This window comes from Komagataeibacter diospyri (assembly GCF_006538165.1).
In the GTDB taxonomy this organism is placed as follows: Bacteria; Pseudomonadota; Alphaproteobacteria; order Acetobacterales; family Acetobacteraceae; genus Komagataeibacter; species Komagataeibacter diospyri.
Map to the genome: position 1 here is coordinate 1 of NZ_BDLU01000008.1, position 19,947 is coordinate 19,947.

14 protein-coding genes are annotated in these 19,947 nt (G+C 57.8%); 4 read left to right on the plus strand and 10 right to left on the minus strand.

Features of this window, described 5'->3' with window-relative positions; translation table 11 throughout:
- Nucleotides 1-169: 169 nt before the first annotated feature.
- The 9 genes from MSKU9_RS00985 to MSKU9_RS01025 all read right to left on the minus strand — a co-directional run bounded on the left by MSKU9_RS00985 (nt 170) and on the right by MSKU9_RS01025 (nt 12,650).
- On the minus strand, nt 170-1,162 hold the full coding sequence (locus tag MSKU9_RS00985; protein ID WP_141259505.1) for an IS481 family transposase: 993 nt from the start codon (nt 1,160-1,162) through the stop codon (nt 170-172).
- 154 nt (nt 1,163-1,316) lie between these two features.
- Complete coding sequence (locus tag MSKU9_RS00990) at nt 1,317-2,735, minus strand: LLM class flavin-dependent oxidoreductase (protein ID WP_227002291.1); 1,419 nt, start codon at nt 2,733-2,735, stop codon at nt 1,317-1,319.
- A 31-nt stretch (nt 2,736-2,766) separates the two neighbouring features.
- Entirely contained in the window at nt 2,767-5,040 is a 2,274-nt protein-coding gene (locus MSKU9_RS00995) for a TonB-dependent receptor family protein (protein WP_193557601.1), read from the minus strand.
- A 241-nt stretch (nt 5,041-5,281) separates the two neighbouring features.
- Nucleotides 5,282-5,827 carry a flavin reductase gene (locus MSKU9_RS01000; RefSeq protein ID WP_141259496.1) on the minus strand — a complete coding sequence of 182 codons (546 nt, stop codon included), beginning with the start codon at nt 5,825-5,827 and terminating at the stop codon, nt 5,282-5,284.
- 6 nt (nt 5,828-5,833) lie between these two features.
- Nucleotides 5,834-7,324, minus strand: coding sequence for an MFS transporter (locus MSKU9_RS01005; protein WP_141259507.1), 1,491 nt, complete (start codon nt 7,322-7,324; stop codon nt 5,834-5,836).
- A 5-nt stretch (nt 7,325-7,329) separates the two neighbouring features.
- Nucleotides 7,330-8,769 (minus strand): FAD/NAD(P)-binding protein, encoded by a 1,440-nt coding sequence (locus MSKU9_RS01010; protein WP_141259497.1) that lies wholly within the window; start codon nt 8,767-8,769, stop codon nt 7,330-7,332.
- A 16-nt stretch (nt 8,770-8,785) separates the two neighbouring features.
- The gene (gene ssuD, locus MSKU9_RS01015) at nt 8,786-9,949 is read right to left on the minus strand and encodes an FMNH2-dependent alkanesulfonate monooxygenase (protein ID WP_141259498.1); all 1,164 of its coding nucleotides are present in this window, start codon (nt 9,947-9,949) and stop codon (nt 8,786-8,788) included.
- A gap of 2 nt (nt 9,950-9,951) precedes the next feature.
- Nucleotides 9,952-11,382: an LLM class flavin-dependent oxidoreductase gene (locus MSKU9_RS01020; protein WP_141259499.1), complete on the minus strand. Its 1,431-nt coding sequence runs from the start codon at nt 11,380-11,382 to the stop codon at nt 9,952-9,954.
- Entirely contained in the window at nt 11,379-12,650 is a 1,272-nt protein-coding gene (locus MSKU9_RS01025; protein ID WP_141259500.1) for an acyl-CoA dehydrogenase family protein, read from the minus strand. The genes MSKU9_RS01020 and MSKU9_RS01025 overlap by 4 nt, the downstream gene beginning before the upstream one ends.
- A 531-nt stretch (nt 12,651-13,181) precedes the next feature.
- Between MSKU9_RS01025 and MSKU9_RS01030 the strand changes: the two genes are divergently transcribed.
- The 4 genes from MSKU9_RS01030 to MSKU9_RS01050 all read left to right on the plus strand — a co-directional run bounded on the left by MSKU9_RS01030 (nt 13,182) and on the right by MSKU9_RS01050 (nt 19,298).
- Entirely contained in the window at nt 13,182-14,141 is a 960-nt protein-coding gene (locus tag MSKU9_RS01030) for an aliphatic sulfonate ABC transporter substrate-binding protein (protein WP_141259501.1), read from the plus strand.
- A gap of 4 nt (nt 14,142-14,145) precedes the next feature.
- On the plus strand, nt 14,146-15,297 hold the full coding sequence (locus tag MSKU9_RS01035; RefSeq protein WP_141259502.1) for an acyl-CoA dehydrogenase family protein: 1,152 nt from the start codon (nt 14,146-14,148) through the stop codon (nt 15,295-15,297).
- Nucleotides 15,298-15,337: 40 nt separating this feature from the next.
- Nucleotides 15,338-16,588 carry an SfnB family sulfur acquisition oxidoreductase gene (locus tag MSKU9_RS01040; RefSeq protein ID WP_141259503.1) on the plus strand — a complete coding sequence of 417 codons (1,251 nt, stop codon included), beginning with the start codon at nt 15,338-15,340 and terminating at the stop codon, nt 16,586-16,588.
- 475 nt (nt 16,589-17,063) lie between these two features.
- Nucleotides 17,064-19,298 carry a TonB-dependent receptor family protein gene (locus tag MSKU9_RS01050; RefSeq protein ID WP_227002292.1) on the plus strand — a complete coding sequence of 745 codons (2,235 nt, stop codon included), beginning with the start codon at nt 17,064-17,066 and terminating at the stop codon, nt 19,296-19,298.
- Between the two features lie 279 nt (nt 19,299-19,577).
- Here MSKU9_RS01050 and MSKU9_RS18190 read toward each other — a convergent pair whose 3' ends face one another.
- The gene (locus MSKU9_RS18190; protein WP_162851943.1) at nt 19,578-19,739 is read right to left on the minus strand and encodes a hypothetical protein; all 162 of its coding nucleotides are present in this window, start codon (nt 19,737-19,739) and stop codon (nt 19,578-19,580) included.
- Nucleotides 19,740-19,947: the final 208 nt, after the last annotated feature.

Here is a 19,947-nt window from a genome sequence, read left to right on the forward strand (position 1 = left end):
TCGGGTGGATGTGGCACGAACTCGGAATCACCATGCTCCGGAAATAGGCCGCTTTCGCCTACATGTCGGACATCCGGATCTTCAATGATCTAACGGCATAGCAGACATGAGCAATTCGACTCACCACGAGAGGGCGAAGCCGGTTCATGGTAGGCTTTCAGTTGACGTTCTAGGTGTTTAGTCCCGGGATTTGATGGTGCGGATTTTGCATGAACCGTGATGGTTCTTTTTCCCATTGCTGGCAAATAAATTCATATGGAGTGAGGCCGCGCAGTGTCTTGAGCCTGCGGGCGAAATTATAGGCAGCGACGAAGTCTGCGAGGTGCTGGCGCAACTGGTCGTGCGTTTCGTAATGGAAGCGTTTGACCGTTGCCTCCTTGATCGTGCGGTTCATCCTCTCGACCTGGCCATTTATCCAGGGATGTCGCGGCTTTGTCAGTCGATGCTCGATATCGAGATCAGCACAGGCCAGTTCAAAAGGATGGCAACGGAACTGGACGCCATCGGCCCGCATGGCCTTGATCTCTTCCGGTGTCCATCCGTTTCCGGCCGGATCGGTAAAATGCGTGCCGTTATCGGTCAGCACGGTATGGATGCGATAGGGGGCTGCAGTGGCCAAAGCACGCAGGAAGTCACCGGCGACGCGACGTGTTGCTTTCTCGTGCAGTTGAACAAAAGCAAATTTCGAGGTCCGGTCGATCGCCACCAGGAGATAAAGGCGTCCCATTTCAGTTCGGACTTCAGCAATGTCGATATGGAAATAGCCGATCGGATAGGTCCTGAACTTCGACCGTTTTGGCCTGTCACCTTCGGTATCGGGCAGGCGACTGATCCCATGGCGCTGAAAACAACGATGCAAAGAAGAGCGCGTCAGATGCGGGATTGTCGCCTGGAGCGCGTAAAGGCAGTCATCCAGGGGCAATAATGTATGGCGGCGGAACGCCACGATGACCGCTTCTTCCTTGATCGACAGGACGGTTGAGGACACAACCTTCGGGCCGGTGCGTCGATCCGCGGTATCGGCCCGCCCCTTCCATTTGGCGACCGTCTTCGGGTCGATCCCGTAGCGTTTCGCCAGAGCCCTCAGGCTCTCTTGACTGTGTTGTATCGCTCGACGGACTGCCGCTGTCGTCGTGGCGCTTCCGTGGTGAACCTGGCCCAGAGTGCTTCCTTCCACTCGCGTGAAAATAATGCACCATCAAACCCCGGGACCACACATCTAACAGGCCCTAAACTGCCCATGTGAGCCGTCGCAAATAATGCTTACTTATGCCAGTCTCGAAGTTTTTGGGTGCCGCCTTTTTTCAGAAATTTCTTTATAATTTATGGAATGTCCCAGAGACAGTCTGTACCTGCCCGATCTTTTCGAACACTTTATGAAAACGGCTTTCATGTGCGATATGCGTGTTGCCCAGCCTGTCGCCACGACCAAACAGTTTCTGCCGCAATGTTCCTGGCTGGTATGCAGTTTTGTACCGTCCACGTTTCTGCAGTTCGGGGATGATGAGATCCACGATATTCTCAAACGTTTCAGGGGTCACGGCATAGGCGAGGTTGAAGCCATCAATTCCGGTTTCTTCCATCCACGCTTCCATCTGGTCGGCAATTTCAGTGGGGCTGCCAACAATTGTGACCCCCATTCCCCCGATTGCAGCATGGCGGGCCAGTTCACCCACCGTCCAGACCTTGTCCGGGTTGAGGATGGTCAGGGAATCAATAGCAGAATTGATAGCGTCATTACGCACATGCCGCACCGGTTCATCGTACTGATATTGCGCAAAATCAACACCAGTCCACCCCGACAGCAGTGTCAGCGCCCCCTCCAGACTTATATACTGTTTATAATCTTCATACTTTGCCCATGCTTCTTCGTGTGTTGGCGCCGTCACGATCGTCAGCAGGGAGAAAATCAGCGGTTCATCACTACGGCGTCCCTGAATCTGGGCCTGCCCACGTATGCTGGCAACCGTTTTACGGACGATTTCCTTTGATGGCCCGGCAATAAAAACACATTCGGCATGCGTGCCTGCAAATTGCTGCCCCCGGCGGGATGCGCCGGCCTGAAACAGCACCGGCGTGCGCTGGGGTGAGGGTTCGGACAGGTGAATGGCATCTACCGTGAAGTATTTCCCGTCATGACGGATACGATGAACCTTCAATGGATCGGTAAACACTCCGCTGGTACGGTCGCGTCGTACGGCGTCGTCCTCCCAGCTGCCTTCCCACAGATCATAGACGACCTGCATGTATTCATCCGCTATTTCATAGCGCGCATCATGGGATGACTGCTGCGCCTTCCCTGTGCTTTTTGCCGCACTGTTCAGATAGCCCGTGACGATATTCCACCCGATGCGCCCCTGTGTCAGATGGTCCAGCGTGGATATGCGCCGCGCGAAGGGAAACGGGTGTTCGTAAGACAGGGTTGCCGTCAGGCCAAAGCCCAGATTGCGCGTGACCGACGCCATGGCTGTTACCAGCATGGCGGGATCATTGACCGGCACCTGTGCTGCATTGCGTAACGCCGCATCGGGGGATGCGCCATACACATCGTAAATCCCCAGCACATCTGCCAGGAACAGGGCGTCAAACAGGCCGCGTTCCAGCGTGCGGGCCAGATCCGTCCAGTATTGCAGGGTATGATACTGGTCCGACCGGTCACGCGGGTGCCGCCACAGGCCGCTGGCCTGATGGGACACGCAGTTCATGTCAAACGCGTTGAGGCGAATTTCTTTCATTTGGGCATATCCGTTCACAACTGCACTGTATTCAGTCAAACCCGATCGACGCGCCGACAAATACGCCAAAGCCATCACCCGGCTGCATGACCGACAGCTGTTTTCCCGCCGCCTGGTATCCCGGCACGACAATGGCTGCGTAATGCGTGTTGGCAAGGTTGTTGAAGCTTATGAAAACTTCACGATGTTTGTGCGGCCAGGAATAACCGATATTGGCATTATAGATGTGGTACGAAGGCGCGAAATACGTCATGTCATAGGATGCGCCCACCTTGGACGATACCTGTGCATTGAAGCTGGCGTAAAACCCGTTGCGCATGTCCAGATGGACTTCCCCCTGATAGAAATGTTCGGGGATCCCGGGCAGGTGATTATTGCCAAAAACGGCATCATGCTTGTAACGGAAATCCTGATACGTATAGGCTTGCCGCAGCGACAGTGTATTGCCCGCCCATTTCAGCAGTTCCGTTTCCAGTGAAACCTCGACACCCTGATGCATGGTGGGTGAGGCATTGCCGTAAATCGACGTACCTGCCGCAAGGGATGCCGGTGTCGTCACCGTCAGCAGTTCATTATGCACCGAGGAATGATAGTAACTCAGGCTCCATTTATTATGGAAATAATGGCCCGTGGTCCCGATTTCGAACGTGGTCGCGGTCTGGTTGCGCAGACGGCCGGATGTAGAGTTTTCGCCCGCCGCGGCCTGTAACGGATAACTGGCGGCATTATAGTAATTACCGGCGTAGTTGTAGTTCCAGTCATTGGGCGGCTGCAGACTGCGGCTGACATTGCCGTATATTTCCACATGACTGTCCGGTTTATAACGGAAGCCACCACGCGGAATGAAATTGACCGAAGTGGTGTGCAGATCACTGCGGTTGGGATAGGTCACATCCGATGTACGCTTGATGAAAGCCACCGCCCCTGCCGCCGTCAGCCACAGGTTGTGCGCGACCTCGGTATTGTTGCGAAGATGAAAATAATTCTCCGTGCCGCCATATTTTACATTACGCAGCAGCGTACCGTCCGGCACGCCACCAAATACACTGCTGACACGAATGCGGTTGCGCTGCCAGGCTTCGATATCGGTATAGCTCAGGATACCGAACTGCGTGTCGCTTTTGTGGCCTGCCAGCACATCATGCCGGTCGTAATTCAGCACGCCCGCAATCGTCTTGTAGCCCCAGATCTGTGATGATGCGGTATTCTGGATATCAATCGGTGCATCCTGGTAATTGCCGCCCACTTCTATTTTTGATTTGTCATCAATCCTGATGGTGGTCATGGACCCGTAATACTTTGTGCCCGGCTGGATACGGTGCGCACCCCATGCATAATACGGCGACTGTGCCTGTTTGGGATTGGACAGGATCTGATCACGCGTCAGGTAGCCCGGATAGCCGTTAACCGTCTGCCGGTACCGGAAAAAGGCCCGTGTTGATACACGGTCATTGAAACGGTAGCCAAAATTGGTGTTCAGCCCGAAACTGGTCGCCTTGGTATTGTCCTGATATCCGCCACGATAGGAATTGGTCGCACTGATATAGTAATCGAATTTGCCAAATACCCCGCCGGAGCTGAGCTGTTCCTTGACGTAGCCAAAACTGCCCGCCTCCACACGGGCCTGATAACGCTGTGCATCATAGCCGGTCATGGATACGTAATTTAACGCGCCGCCCAACTGCATGCCGCCGTAATCGAACGCATTCGCCCCGCGCAGTACCTCGGTATAGCGCAGGCCCAGCGGTTCAAACAGTTCATAGGGCGTGCCTGCCGGTGTCGTGACCGGCAGGCCGTCAAACATCATAAGCAGGCCGGAGCGGAAGTAATTGGTGCCGGTGGCAATGCCCGACCCACGGATCGACAGGCGTATGCCATCACCGCCGCCCGAGGACTGCGCAAACACGCCCGGCTGGAATGACAGGGCATCCGCATTGGTGAAGTTGCGGCCCTTCAGCACTTTCTGCGCATCGATCACGCTGGTTGCACCGGGAATGGATGCCAGGCGTGTCTCCGCACGGGATGCGGGCGACAGACGATGGCGCGAGACGGAAATGACTTCCGGTCGTACGGGCGAAGGTACGGCATGATCTGAAGACGCCGGGGTCGCCTCTGGCCGTGCGGGCCTGACATGCTGTGCTTCGGGGGGATGTCGTACGGGGGATGAAGGCGATATGTCCGCCGCGAACGCGCCGGGCGCAAGACCCAGCAGGTAGGAACCGACCACGACTGTCGTCCGGTGCGACAGCAGGCGGGATCGGGAAAAATATCTGTCAGATGGGGGGCGTACGGATATCCGCGTCATTGGGAATGATTCCATGTCTGCATGCCAGCGCATGATTATTTGTTGAATGTTTTTTCTTCATTTCATAAATTCTTATCGTGTACACATTTTACTGTTTCCTTCATGAAAAGATCCCGCATGCTGTTTCGGAATATTTTCCATGAAATGTTCCATAAATCGTAAGGAAGTTTTTGGTGAAGCTTTTTACAAAAAAGCTTCAGGAAGCACTGCCTTTTTGAAGAAAGATATTATCCAGAAACTTCTATTCTTCTTTGGGAATGGCGCGGCTGTACTGCCTGTTGAACCAGACAAGGCCAGAGCGGATATCATCATTGCCCATGGTGACATCAACCACATGGGCAATGACGACCGTATGTGTACCGACATCACGGATTTCACGGATACGGCAGTCAAAGCTGACCAGCGCATCATCCAGAACCGGCGCACCGGTCAGGCCCGTGTGCCATCTGCCCGCTGCAAAACGCTCCGCCATGGAACGCGACCGGCTGCTGAAGATATTCGACAGGCCGTGCTGTCCTTCATGCAGGACATTGATGGCCAGAACACCATGTTCCAGAATATACGGGTGGGCGCTTGTGGTGCGGTTTATGCATGCTAGCAGCGTCGGCGGCGTATCTGACACACTGCAGACCGCCGATGCCGTGAAACCATGCGGGCCGTGTGGTCCATCCGTCGTCACGATCGTAACCGCACTGGACAGTGCCGCCATGCCGTTACGGAAGGTATCGACACTGACCGTTGCTTCATCGGGTGGGGTGTAGCCAAACGGGGCGATGACATTGGTCATGGTCAGTCAGTTCCTGGTATCAGTTGAAAACAGCAGTTCGGGCGCATGCAGCACCGCATCCCGCCGCACGGGCGGGGCCTGTTGGCGCAATGCGGGGTCCATGTCGGGGTCGTAGCCAAACACATCCCAGCGCGAGAAAAAGGCAATCACCACACCCGCCAGTGGCGCCAGCAGCACCACCCAGAACAGCGCGGGGCCAAGGTGGGTATTCATCCATGGGAAGAACAGCAGTATAAGCGTGCCGCCAATGCCCGACACCAGCCGTGCGACACCTATGCCCAGTCCGCGTAGTTCAGTGGGGTAGCTCAGGGTGGGATAGACCATAAGCTGGCATCCCGGCCCGAACCCCTGGGCGAACAGGAAGGCGGCAAAACCGGCAAGGGCCGCGATGACGCCCGCTGTACCATGCGGCACGCCAACCAGCGCCAGCGTTCCGACCCCCGCCACCTGCATGATGTACCCGGCAAGGATGATGGGACGGGAGCGCACGCTGCGGGCCAGGCGCACGCCCAGCAGGCCGCCGGGAAAGGCTACGGCAAGGTTGAGGATAATGGAAATCACCACCACCTGCACCGGGTTTGCATGCATGATGGAGACCAGCAGCGTGGGCAGGCCGAAGATGATGATATTGTAGGACATGCTGCTGATCAGCGTCATCGCCGCGACCATCAGGCCGCGCTGCAGCAATGGCCGTCGTACCAGCCGCCATGGATCGGCCTGCATGACCACCGGCGGCTGTTCCGGCGCGGGACGGACAACCGGGTCAATCCCATAGGACCGGCGCAGGATGTCAGCCGCGCGCTGCAGGTCACCCCGGCGCGCGATCCATACGGGGGATTCACTCATGTACCGCCCGCGCACCAGAATGATGGCCAGCGCCGGGACCGCGCCAAACGCCAGCGATGCCCGCCACAGCCAGTCGGGATGTCCCGCAGGCAGCACATATGACAGGGCAAAAACGATCACGAAGCACGCGGATGACGCGGCGTACCATGTCGGGCACCACGCTGCGGCATGGGCCGCCTTGCTGCCGCGTCCCTCCAGCCGTGAGAATTCCGACAGAAACGCCATTGCCACCGGCAGGTCCATGCCGACCCCGAACCCCATGGCGAAACGTGCCGCAATCAGGATGCCGGCCGTGGGCGCGAACCCTGCCACAAGGGCTGCAATGACGAAACAGACCATGTCGGCCATGAAAACGGCGTACCGTCCGATGCGGTCCGTCAGCCACCCGCCCGCAATACTGCCCACGATGGTCCCGGCATTCAGTGCGGCCGCAACCAGCCCGGTCTGGAACGCGGACAGGCCAAAATGCGCCTGCACATCCGAAATGCCCCATGACAGGGTGGTCAGGTCATAGGCGTCCAGGAACACACCTCCCAGTGCCAGTGCAACAACCATGCGCGCATGGCTGCCCGCCCGGGGACCGGCATTCACAAGGGCGGATATGTCATCCGCGTCGCGTACGACGGGACGGTCGTGGCTGGTCAGTGCCATCGCGGTCATGTCGTTGCCCGTTCTTTTTCAGGGTGGAGGACAAAGGGAAGTGAAGCCGCCAGCGTGCCGATGATGACAGCCAGTTTTTCGGCATGACGCGTGACTTCGGGCAGACCCATCAGTTCCCCGAAACGTCCACGTGCCAGTGGTCCCGCTACGAACAGGGTGTCTTCATGCCTGCTGCCAGTACAGGCACGGCCCAGTGCATCCACATGCAGGCCAAGCCCGGTCGCATCCATTTCCACCAGACCGGCGGCGGCCAGTTCGCGTATGTACGGCATGGTGTGGATGATGGCGCCATGGGCCGGTCCCGTCGTGGTGATGATGGCGTCATATGTCCCATCCCATACGGTGGCTGCACCATGGCGGATGGTCGTGACAAAGCGTCCCCGCACCACCCGCACGGCGGTCAGCCGCCCGGCCATGATATCCAGCGTGCCGGCACGTTCGCGGGCATGCAGCACGTCTTCCGCCTGTGGTGCGATACGGAAACGGTGCGTATCCCAGAACGGGCGCAGGTGCCGGATCAGCCGCCTGCGTTCGGGCACGGGCAGGGCGGCCCATATATCGGGTGCCTGTTCACGGATCCGATCAAACACGGCCTGCCATGGCAGGTCTGGATGGGCCGCCAGTGCATGGCGTATGCGGTGCAGCAGGTGCCCCACCGTGCGCGATGGTGGTGATGCGAATTGTCCCACCGGGTCGACTGCCTGTACCGCATGGCCGTGTGAACGCTGCCCGCGCCTGGAAATGGCGGTGATCTTTCCATCATGCCCGCGTGCCGTCAGCGCGATGACGACATCCGCCATGCTCAGCCCCGTGCCCACGATCAGGACACTGTCCGGCGTGGCAATATCCTCCAGCGCACCGGCCTGCCATGGATTGGTGACCAGAACGGGATGGTGGCCGGAATGCAGATGCAGGTCACGCAACAGTTCCGGTGGCCGTGGCGCGGGATGGCTGGTGGCGATGACCACGATATCCGCCGGTATGATATCACCCGTGGAACTGGTAATGATCCAGTTACCATCAGGCGATTTGTGTACGCCCGTCACCTTGCGGCGCAGGTGTGTCACCGCGCCCGAATGCAGCACCGGGGCCAGTCGGTCGGCCACGTACCGGCCGAATACGGCGCGGGCGGGAAAAATACTGCCATCTTGCCTGAAAGCCGCCGGATCATCGGCCAGAGCATCCGTCTGCCGGATCCAGTGGGCGAAATCATCGGGCTGGCTGGTATCGATGCTCATGCGCGATGCAGGCACGTTCACCCGGTGCTGCGGGTCGGTTGTGCCATAGGCCAGCCCCGCGCCAAGGAAGGGACGCGGTTCGAACACGGTAATACGTTTGGGCGTACTGGTATCGCGTGCAAGGTGCCACGCCAGCGCCGCACCGCTGAACCCGCCGCCGATGATGGCGATATGGGGAATATGGGGGGAAACGGGCATGGCACGGCTCCTGTAATCAGGCGGCGCGGGTCGGGCGGTGGTCGCCTGCGATGGTTTCGCCAAACGGCCCCATGTTGTTCAGGTCCGACGCCCCGCGCACGGGATGCGCGGTGGGCAGGTTTGGCAGCACGAGTTCACCGAACTGGTACGCTTCCTCCAGATGCGGATAGCCGGAGAAAATGAACGTATCGATGCCCAGCCTGCGATATTCATCAATCCGCTCCGCCACCGTATCGGGATCACCCACCAGCGCGGTTCCCGCCCCGCCGCGTACCAGGCCGACACCCGCCCACAGGTTGGGACTGATTTCCAGCCTGTCACGGCGGCCACCGTGCAGGGCGCTCATGCGCGACTGCCCCACGGAATCCATGCGGGCAAAGACTTTCTGGGCCTTTTCAATGGTAGCGTCGTCCAGATGGCTGATCAGGCGGTCGGCCTCATGCCACGCTTCTTCCGCCGTTTCGCGCACGATAACATGCAGCCGGATGCCAAATGACACCTCGCGCCCCTGCGCATGGGCCAGCTTGCGCACATGGCTGATCTTTTCAGCCACCAGGGCCGGGGGTTCGCCCCATGTCAGGTATTTGTCGATCGACTTGGCGGCGACATGGGCTGCCGCTTCCGATGATCCCCCAAAATACAATGGCGGCCCGTCATTCTGGTACGGCGCGAACAGCAGGCGACCATCTTTTATGGTAAAGTGCTTGCCTTCAAAATTGACATCCTTACCGCGCAGCAGCGCACGGTAGATATCAAGGAATTCGTCCGTGATCTCGTAGCGGGTGGCATGGTCGGCAAACAGGCCATCGCCCGCGTTTTCAGCCGGGTCGCCGCCGGTCACGATATTGATCAGCAGCCGCCCGTTGGAAAAACGGTCCAGTGTCGCGGTCATGCGCGCGGCCAGCGTGGGCGACAGCAGGCCCGGGCGGACCGCGATCAGATAGCGCAGCCGTTCGGTCACGGGGGCAAGGGCGGAGGCCACGACCCAGCTATCCTCGCAACTGCGCCCCGTCGGGATCAGGACACCGTAATAACCCAGCGTATCGGCAGCCTTTGCCACCTGCTGCAGGTAGGGCAGGTCAACCGGCCTGCCGCCCTTCTGCGTGCCGAGATAGCGGCTGTCGCCATGGGTGGGCAGGAACCACAGCACATTGATCTTGTCAGGAACCGCGTAGGACATGGTTACGAAGCCTTGGAAAATGTTTCATGGGGAAAAAGGGGTTCGGCCGGTGCGCGGAGGGCTGCAGGATCGCGGTAACGGCTGCCGAAATGGCGGTTGGGCAGATGGGGCTGCCCCGGTGTGAACAGGCGTTCGCGCAGGGTCTCACGCGGGGTGTAGGCCGTACGGTACCGTCCGCGCCGCTGCAGTGCGGGCACGATCAGGTCAATGAAATCGCGGGCGGTCTCGAATGTGTGGTACTGGCGCAGGTTGATGCCATCGATCCCGTCAATATCCAGCCAGCGTTCGATTTCATCCGCGATCTTGTCAGGCGTCCCCACGACAAAGAAACGTCCTTCATCAAACGATGCGATCTGGCGCAGCGCGCTGCCCACCGTCTGTTCGGGGCGGAAACGTCGGCCCATATTGCCAAACGGCACGCCTTCGCGTTTCAGGATGTCGCCAATACGGGCATCGGCGGGATAACGGCGGAGGTCGATTTCCGCCTGCGCATGGATCAGCGCGCCTTCGACACTGTAATACTGACGGTATTTCTCCAGCTTCTTTTCAGCAAGCTGCTGCGTCGTATCAGTGATGATGCCAGCCATAACAATAAATCGGATGTCATCGCCATTGCGGCCATGGGCGCGCGCACGTTCGCGCGTGCGGGCAATGTTGTCACGCACGGCTTCCGTCGTCTGGCCGCCAATGAACACGACTTCCGCATGGCGGGCGGCGAATTCCAGCCCCGCAGGCGAGCCGGTTGCCTGAAACAGCACAGGCGTGCGCTGCCGACCGGGTGAGACAAGATGCGGTCCCGCCACGCGAAAGTGCCGCCCGTCATGGTTGATGGGCCTGACGGCATCGGGGTTGGCATAAATGCCCGACGCCACGTCATTGACGACGGCGTCATCATCCCAACTGCCTTCCCACAGTTTGTACAGGACATCGAGGTATTCATCCGCAATGGCGTAGCGCTGGTCATGGGGGATTTCGTCCTCCATGCCGAAATTGCGCGCCGCACTGCGCAGGTAGGATGTCACGATGTTCCATCCCACGCGGCCTTCGGTCAGCAGGTCAAGTGTGGCCATGCGCCGGGCAAAGGCGAAGGGCGGTTCGTAGGTCGTGGAAAACGTGACGCCAAAGCCGAGGTTTTTCGTCACGGCCGCCATGGCGGGTACCAGCATCAGGGGATCAAGGTTCGGGATCTGCAGCCCTTCGCGCAGGGCGGCGGCCGTGCCATCGCCAAAACGGTCATAGGTGCCGATGACATCGGCCAGGAAGATCGCGTCAAACAGGCCCTCTTCGGCCAGTTTTGCGACTTCCAGCCAGTACGCCATTTCACCGAACCGGTGCCGGTTGTTACCCGGCGCACGCCACATGCCATGCACGATATGGCTGACGCAGGCCATTTCGAACAGGTTGACGTGCAACTGTTTGGGCTGCGTTGTCATGCTGCGTGTTCCTGCTGCGCGCCTGTGGAGACGGACGGGGTGGTGGCACCGGCCCGATCGCGCCAGCGCGAACCGAACGCCGTACCGTTGAGTACAAGATCGCCCAGTTCCCGCTGCCGCTGGACCAGCGGGTTATGGGACGCCAGTGTGCGGGCATTGCGCCAGTGACGGTCCAGTCGGCGCGATGTGCTTGTGGCGGAGGCCCCCCCCACTTCAAACAGCAGTGTTGCTGCTTCCAGCACCTGTCCGGCTACGATCTGCTGTGCCTGATAGGCACGCACCTGCGCCGTATCGAAGGCCGGGCCGCTATCGTGTCCCGTCGCCCATTGGGGAAAGGCTGCTTCCAGCGTCCATGCTACCTTTTCCACCAGTGTATCGGCGGAAAATGACAGGGCGGACAGCCGTCCCACCACGCCCTGCACCAGCGGATCATGGCGCTGGGCCACCTGCCCCGGAACGCCAAAGGTCCGTGTGCGCGGGCGCACGAAGGCCACGGCATCACGCACGATCGCCCGTCCGATTCCCGCCAGCGTGGCAAGATGGAAAAGCTGGTAATAAGTGGTGAAGTATTCGTTGGTGGGGAATTCAGTCAGCGGCGTGCGGTTGAGGATGCACTCATCAGGTACGGCTACATTTTTGAAATGCGTCGTACCACTGCCAGTCAGGCGCTGGCCAAAACCGTCCCAGTCATCAATACGGGTCACGCCGGGGGCATCGGCAGGTACGACAAGCTGGATACGATTGGTGCCATCGGTAGCCACTGCTACAATCCACGACGCATAAAGCGTGCCGGTGGAATAGTATTTCGTGCCATCCAGCAGCCATTGTCCCTGTGGATCGGGTGTCAGGGTTGTGGTTGTGCCGGTACTGTCCGTCAGTTCCGCCATGGCGGCCCCAAACAGGGCGCCCTTTGCGACCTGTTCCAGCCAGTATGCGGCGCGTGGACCGTCACCTTCATGCAGGCGTCCCTCAACAAAGGCGAAATGGGCGCGGAAGATCTGCGGCAGGTTTGAATCCGCTTCGGCCAGTTCCGCCAGCAGAGCAAAGGTTTCCGGCAGGCTGGCTCCGCTGCCGCCATAACGCACCGGTACGCGCAGCGCACCAAAACCGGCATCCAGCAGCCACTGCACCGCGTCATGGGCCAGGATGCGGTTTTCTTCGCGATCAATGGCGCCATCGGCAATGCGCGCGAAAACCGGGCGCAGCCTTTGCGCAAGCGCATCAATCCGTGGGGAGAGACCGTGGGGAAGATGGACCGGATCTGTCATGGCAACCTCGATTGCGTGCACATTTTAACTATTTTGTGTGCGTATTTATCTTTTGAACACACTAACAACGGTTATGTGCGAGTCAATAAAATAACAACGAATTCGTATGATTTTATATTCGGATATGGGACAGATTTTTGTGGAAATTTTCCGACAAATTACCAAAAACTGCTAGATAAATTTTGTTATACCGTTGTTTTAAAATGATATATTTTTAAATAATATAACTATTTATATCGTAATATATGAGCATGGAACGTTTTCGTTAAATTGTACAATTTAAATTGTTATATAGGTTTCCTGTCTCATATTCCGTGAATCGGGACAGGGTCCGGGTCTGATGCCGGTGCCGAAATCCATGCCCGGCGGAAATTATCCCGTTGACAACAGAATTAACATTTATAATGTCATAAATTAATATTAACCATGTTTTATGGTTAAATATGCCTTGGGCCGCCGGGCCGATCCATGGACTGGCATGGACCCGCCGGACGGAACCGCCTCCACACCCCTGTTACAGGTAAGCCTGCAATGAAACGGTATTCACGTCGCACGTTCCTGACCGGCCTTGGTGTGACGCTGTCGTCACAGATATGGGCGACGCGTGGCGCGTATGCGGCACAGGACGCCACGATCCGCATAGGTTACCAGCAATACGGCACGCTGGTGGTACTTAAACATAGCGGATTGCTTGAACGCGCCCTTGCCCCCGGTGGGATGCGGGTGCAGTGGTCGGAATTCATTGCCGGCCCCCAACTGCTGCAGGCCCTGGCGGCGGATGCCATCGACATTGGTGAAACCGGCAATGCCCCTCCGGTCATGGCACAGGCCGCATGGCCCGATGGACTGACCTATATCGGCTGTTCTGCGCCTGCCCCACATGGCGAAGGCATGCTGGTGCCCGCCAATAGCCCCATACAGACCCCCGCGGACCTGAAGGGACGCAGGATTGCCCTGAACCGTGGGTCCAACGTGCACTACCTGCTGCTGGCGCTGTTACAGCGCACGGGCGTGGCATGGACTGATATCCACCCTGTCTACCTGCCCCCAGCCGCCAGTCGGGCCGCATTCGAAACCGGGCGCGTGGATGCGTGGGCGATATGGGATCCATACCTGAGTGCGGCACTGGTAGATACGAAAAGCCGCCTGCTGGTGGATGCGCAGGGCATTACGACCAACCGGCAGTTCCTGATTGCCAGCAGGCGGTTTGCGGACCGTAATCCCGGCAATTTCCTCACCCTGCTGGCGCAGGCGCGACAGGACTGTGTGCAATGGGCGGCGGACCATGTCGATACACTGACTACTTCCATTGCCGCCAGTACCGGCCTGTCCCGTCCCGTCATTACCCGCGCACTGGCGCAACTGGCGCTGCAACCCGCACCGCTGGATCAGGCCGTTGTGACCGAACAGCAGGATATTGCCGCGACATTATTCCACGCGCACCTGATCCAGACCGTCCCGGATGTCCGGGCCATTGTAAGAGGGGCGTGAAGTCGTGTCCGCAGACCTTCATACCGCACAGGACGCCATCCATGCGGCCGCACACCTGCAGGCGCGCTTTGCCACCCGCGCGGCGCACCATGACCGCACCGGGATTTTCGCACAGGATAATATTGATGACCTGCGCCGGGCGGGACTGCTGTCCCTGCGCATTTCCACGCCTGAACGACCCACACCGTTTACCCTTGGCGTCGTGCAGGACATCGTGGGCCAGATTGCGCAGGGCGATGCCTCCACCGCGCTGGTCATGGTCAATCATTACATGGTGCGGGCCGCGACCGCACACCATGAATTCGGCTCCGGTGATTTCGTGCGCTGGATGGAAGAGGACCAGTATGACCGGCTGACCAATATCCTGCTGGCGGAACCTGATCTTGGTTCCGCATCGCGTGGCGGCCTGCCCGGTACGGTTGCGACCCGTACGCCGACAGGGTGGGTGCTGAATGGACGCAAGGCCTATGTCACCGGCATTCCTGCCCTGTCGTGGCTGCTGGTGCGCGCCCGCACGGATGAAGATCCGGTGCGGGTGGGTACGTTCATGGTCCCGGCCACAGCAGATGGTATCCATATCGTTGAAAACTGGGACCATATCGGTATGCGCTCCAGTAACAGTCATGAAGTCACCTTCACGCAGGTTGCACTTCCTGCCGGTGCCGCGTTGGCTCTGCATGCGCCTGATGCGCCACTGGCAGGACGCAATACCCTCATGCTCTGGAACACCGGGCTGCTGGGGGCCTTGTACAATGGCATCGCCACGTCCGCGCTGGCATGGTTTGGTGAATTCCTGAAAAACCGCGTGCCGTCCAATCTGGGGGTGCCGCTTTCGACCCTGCCAGCCATGTGCGACGCCGTGGGGGGCTTTGCCATTACGCTGCACATGAACGCCATGCTGCTGCGGCTTTACGCCACGGATGTCACGGCCGCATGTCCGCTGTCCGAACTGAATGCGCATGCAGCGGTCATAAAATCACGCGTGGTCGATGCGGCGGCCGATTTTACCACGGCCCTGCTGGGGCTTGCGGGCAATGCCGGGCTGTCCGCCCATAACCCGCTGGAACGCGCGCATCGTGACGCGCTGTGTGGCCGCATCCATGCGCCCCATGGCGAATTGCTGCGCCGGGTTGCGGGGCAGCAGGCGCTGTCATGAATCCCGATCATTTCTGATCCCAATCCAGACTGGACATATCATGACCCTTACGGAATTTGTCGGCACGGGGGAGACTGATGTCGCCCCGTTTCCCCTGCCTCCCGCAGGTGTGCCCATCATTACGAATGATGCGGAGGCATTGCGCGTTGCAGCCGATGTTGCCCGGCAGATTGCGCCGGATGCAGCGCAACGCGATCGTGAAAACCGTTTTCCCATGCGTGAACTGGATATCTTTTCCAATTCAGGGCTGTGGGGCATTACCGTGCCACGTGCCTATGGCGGGGCCAATGTGTCCTACCGCACGTTGGGACAGGTGATCCGGCTGATTGCCAAGGCGGATTCAGCGGTGGCGCAACTCAGTCAGAATCATTTTGCCACCATTGCCTGCCTTGCCTCATGCGCCAGTCCGGAACAGGCGCGCGACCTGTTTGCGCTGGTTCTGAAAGGGTACAGGTTTGGCAACGCGTTTTCAGAACGCGGTATCAAGAATGTCGGGGCGTTGAAAACACGTCTCCAGATAACAGGTGACACCGTTACCCTGAATGGCGTCAAGCACTACTGCACGGGCGCACTGTCGGCGCATCTGGTGCAGATCGTGGCGCTTGATGAAGACGGGCACAGCCATCTTGCCATTGCCCGGCGTAATGCACCGGGTCTGAATGTCATTAATGACTGGGCGGCATTTGGCCAGAAAGGGACGGCAAGCGGCACTGTCCAGCTAGCGGACGTACAGGTACCGCGCAGCCATGTCATCCCGGTATGGAAAGCCTACGTGCCTGACGCGCCATTTGCCGACAGCGCGATATCACAGTTCATACAGGCGGCTATTGATGCTGGCCTGGCCGACGCCGCTGTCGATACGACAATCGAGCTGATTCATACGCGTGCGCGCGCGTGGATCGACAGCGGACAGGACAAGGCATCGGACGACCCTTATACAATCCAGACGATCGGAGCATTGAAAATACGCCTGAACGCGGGTCTTGCCCTTCTGGACAGGGCAGGCGAGGCCATTGACCACGCCGTATCGGCCCCAGGTGCGCAAAGTGTCGCCACCGCCCAGATCGAGACGGCGCAGGCCAAGGTCCTGACCACCGAAAGCGCCATCGAGGCGACAAACAGACTGTTCGAACTGGTTGGCACATCCGCCACGGACCGGACGCTGAACCTTGATTACCTGTGGCGTAATGCGCGCACGCATACGCTGCATGATCCGGTACGCTGGAAATATGCGATTGTGGGGAATTACTACCTTAATCATGCTTTCCCCCCGTTACATGCGTGGAGTTGAGGCATGGTCGGTTGCTTCATAAACAACAATTAAAAAAGTATAATTATCCCGGACAGCCAAGGGATATGCTCTGCTGGATATGCAGCCTTTTGCGGTTATGGAAAGCATATTCCTGGTTTCGATATGGTTGCCGCGACAGTCGATTATGAAATCATCCCGATTATCATTTCAAATTATATAATTGATAAAAAACAATATTATTTCTTATTTTCAGGGCAGACTGGCTGGAGTACCGCATGAGTCGGCTCATAATTAACGATGATATATGTGTATATGTTGTTTTAGTGCAACTGTTTCGTATTTTTAGGGTTTCATGCCTCTGCGGCTGTATGAAAAGTCCATTTTGCCCGCTAACAAATTAATACATTCTTCGCGGACATAATGGAAAACTACAATGTTAAGAAGTGAATTATCTCTGTCCCCAACCGCCCCGCCACGTATCCATCCCCTGCTGTACAGGGGCCGCCTCCCTGTCGTGGAGGCACCAAACAAATTCACCTTTGTCCTTGCCGGTGGCCTGTTTGGTGTTCTGGTTGCCTCCCATCACGCTATTGCTGCCGCATCCATCACGCCGGATGACACCACCACGCACCGTATTCCCCACGGTGTACCGGTCCGACACGCCGCAGGTGGGCATGACGCGGCTGCCCATAATGACGGGCATGCGGCCAGTAATGGCCTGAATGCGAGCACGATCGAACATATCGCCGTGCACCATCACAGTGCGGCGACACACCAGGCGGAGGTGTACCTGAAGACCATTCCCGGTGGCACCAGCGTCATCGACGCGGCCACCGTGCTGAAGGGACGCAACGCCACCAATGCAGATGCATTCAAGTATCAGGCGGGCGTCTTTGCACAGGCTCCCTGCGGATCGGACGATCTGCGCATTTCCATTCGTGGTTCGGGCATCCAGACAGGGCTGAACGCCACGCGCGCGGGCATCATGTTTCTGTTCGATGATATTCCGCTGACCACGCCCATCGGCACGGTCAATGAACTGCAGGAACCACTGGGTATCCGTTATACCGAGATCATGCGCGGTGGGAATGGTATCGACTTCGGCTCCACCCAGTTGGGCGGTGCGATCAACTACGTCACGCAGACAGGCTATAATTCACAGCGTTATCAGGCCCGAGTGGAAGCGGGCAGCTTTGGGTATGTGAAGGAACAGCTGAGTTCGGGCACCGTCATCGGTAAGTCAGACTATTACTTAAGTGTAACCAATTCCTATCGTGGTGGTTATCAGGACAATACCAAGACCACAAACTTTGGTGTTAATTTCAATTACGGTTACAAATTCAGCGACAATGTCGATAATCGCTTCTTCTTCCGCTATCGCCAGACATGGGAAGGCAACCCCTATTACCTGACGCGCGACCAGATCCGTGACAACCCGCGCCAGATGCAGCCTGAATATGCGACATGGGGCACCAAGACCATTGAACCGGGCACCAAATATGCCGCCGACCGGGTCAGGATCCGTATTGATGACCAGTCCCGGCTGACCATTGGCTTTGCCTACCTGAATGCGCCGATGGACCATGAACTGGGGAATACTTCGTCGCTGTACGACATCGACTACGCCACGGGCATGGTAAATTATACGCGTCAGGACAGGTTGCTGGGGCATGCCAGTGATACGGATATCGGCATCTATACATCGCATGACCTTGACGCCACCATTGATAACCGGGTGCGGCGTCGGGCGGCCTATCCCGGTTATGCGCTGGGCACTCTTGTCACCCGTTCGCACCTGGGTGGCAGTGATACGGTTTTCCATGTGCGTAACAACACCGAAATCTTCCACAACTTCTGGCTGACCGCAGCAGGTGCGTTAAGCTATACCCCGCGTTCGGGATCACAGACGTACCCGCAGACCAGTTCCTTCAGTCAGAATGCGCTGTATTTCGCCCCGCGCGCAGGGTTCCGTTACGTCATTACCCCCAATGTCGAAGTATACGGCAATGTCAGCCGTAGCGTGCAAAGCCCGCAGGACTGGCAGTACCTTTCGGGCGCCAATTATACATCGGGCATTGCCACGGGTCTGACAAAGGACTGGGCCAACCTGCGCCCCCAGACGGCCACGACGTTTGAAGTGGGTACAAGTGGCCATTTTGCCGGTACGGAATGGAGTGTCACCTACTATCACTCCGCCGTTCATAATGAACTGCTGGCGGTCGCGACCCCGAATTCCATCCTGTACAACAACTCCACTTACGGCAACGCATCGCCCACAACACATCAGGGGGTTGAAACATCGTTCCATTCAACGTTGTACAGGTGGCAGGGTAACATCATTTCCCTTCGTCAGGCCTATACGTTCCAGAGCTTCCGCTTCAACCATGACGCAACATGGGGGCATAATTACATTCCCGGTATTCCGCGCCATTTCTATCAGGGGGAACTGCATCTTGATATGAAGAACGGATTCTATACTTCGGTCGATGTGGAAGTCTCGTCTTCGGTGCTGGCATCATATGACAACCAGTACAAGGCAGCGCCCTACCATATCTACAATTTCGACGTTGGGTACCTGTGGCCCAACAAGCACCGGCAGGTTTTCCTTAGCCTGCACAACCTTGCCAACAAGCATTACGCAACGGGTGTGGTGCCGGTCTATTCCACCACCAACGGACAGCAGCCTGCCGCCATGCTGTCGGGCGACGGATTCGGTATTTTTGCGGGTGTGTCCATCGGGTTCAATTAATGGCCAGGAACAGGGCGGGGGAGGGTGATGTCCGACAGCCCCCTCTGCCATGCCTGCATCCTATCAGGTCACAAGTTGGACCGCAGATGGCCTGCGTGACATATGCCAGGTGCATCCGTAACAGGGGCGACAGTCGGTTTACGGAACGTATTGAAAAAAATGGAAAAATTTTTGGTGAAGCTTTTCCGGGAAGCCTCAGGGAATGCTGCATTTACAAAAAAGCAGCATCCTGGGAAATCCACCGCTTTATTTACCTGCGGGTTGTTTCAGAACAGTTTCTTACCGGAACAGAAAGAACGCCAGCGCCCACAATGGCACGCTGAACATCAGGCCGAACAGGATACCCCGGATTGGCGTGTGGCGGTATTCCGCCGGTTCGCTGGCGGGACGGCCATCATGGTGCTGGCCTGTCTGCGACAGGGCAATGCTCTCAAGTGACATGATCCAGAAAACCTTTTGCTGAAATATGATGTAACACAATTCAGATTGTGGCGGAAAAACGATAACATTGCCTTAAAAAGAACATACTTCCCTGTCAATCAATAAAATGGGTTTTCTTATCTTTTCTTCTGGGGGCTGTTGGGAATTGAGTTTTCTAAAGGGCCATGATGTGTTTCAAAGACCATATGGATCGCTTCATACTGACGGA

Excerpts from the sequence above, each read along its gene's own strand:
- MSKU9_RS01040 (WP_141259503.1), top strand. The coding sequence starts at position 15,338 with ATGACCCTTACGGAATTTGTCGGCACGGGGGAGACTGATGTCGCCCCG.
- MSKU9_RS01030 (WP_141259501.1), top strand. The coding sequence starts at position 13,182 with ATGAAACGGTATTCACGTCGCACGTTCCTGACCGGCCTTGGTGTGACG.
- MSKU9_RS01020 (WP_141259499.1), bottom strand. The coding sequence starts at position 11,382 with ATGACAACGCAGCCCAAACAGTTGCACGTCAACCTGTTCGAAATGGCC.
- MSKU9_RS01010 (WP_141259497.1), bottom strand. The coding sequence starts at position 8,769 with ATGCCCGTTTCCCCCCATATTCCCCATATCGCCATCATCGGCGGCGGG.
- MSKU9_RS00990 (WP_227002291.1), bottom strand. The coding sequence starts at position 2,735 with ATGAAAGAAATTCGCCTCAACGCGTTTGACATGAACTGCGTGTCCCAT.
- MSKU9_RS01025 (WP_141259500.1), bottom strand. The coding sequence starts at position 12,650 with ATGACAGATCCGGTCCATCTTCCCCACGGTCTCTCCCCACGGATTGAT.
- MSKU9_RS01000 (WP_141259496.1), bottom strand. The coding sequence starts at position 5,827 with ATGACCAATGTCATCGCCCCGTTTGGCTACACCCCACCCGATGAAGCA.
- MSKU9_RS18190 (WP_162851943.1), bottom strand. The coding sequence starts at position 19,739 with ATGTCACTTGAGAGCATTGCCCTGTCGCAGACAGGCCAGCACCATGAT.
- ssuD (WP_141259498.1), bottom strand. The coding sequence starts at position 9,949 with ATGTCCTACGCGGTTCCTGACAAGATCAATGTGCTGTGGTTCCTGCCC.
- MSKU9_RS01005 (WP_141259507.1), bottom strand. The coding sequence starts at position 7,324 with ATGGCACTGACCAGCCACGACCGTCCCGTCGTACGCGACGCGGATGAC.
- MSKU9_RS00995 (WP_193557601.1), bottom strand. The coding sequence starts at position 5,040 with ATGACGCGGATATCCGTACGCCCCCCATCTGACAGATATTTTTCCCGA.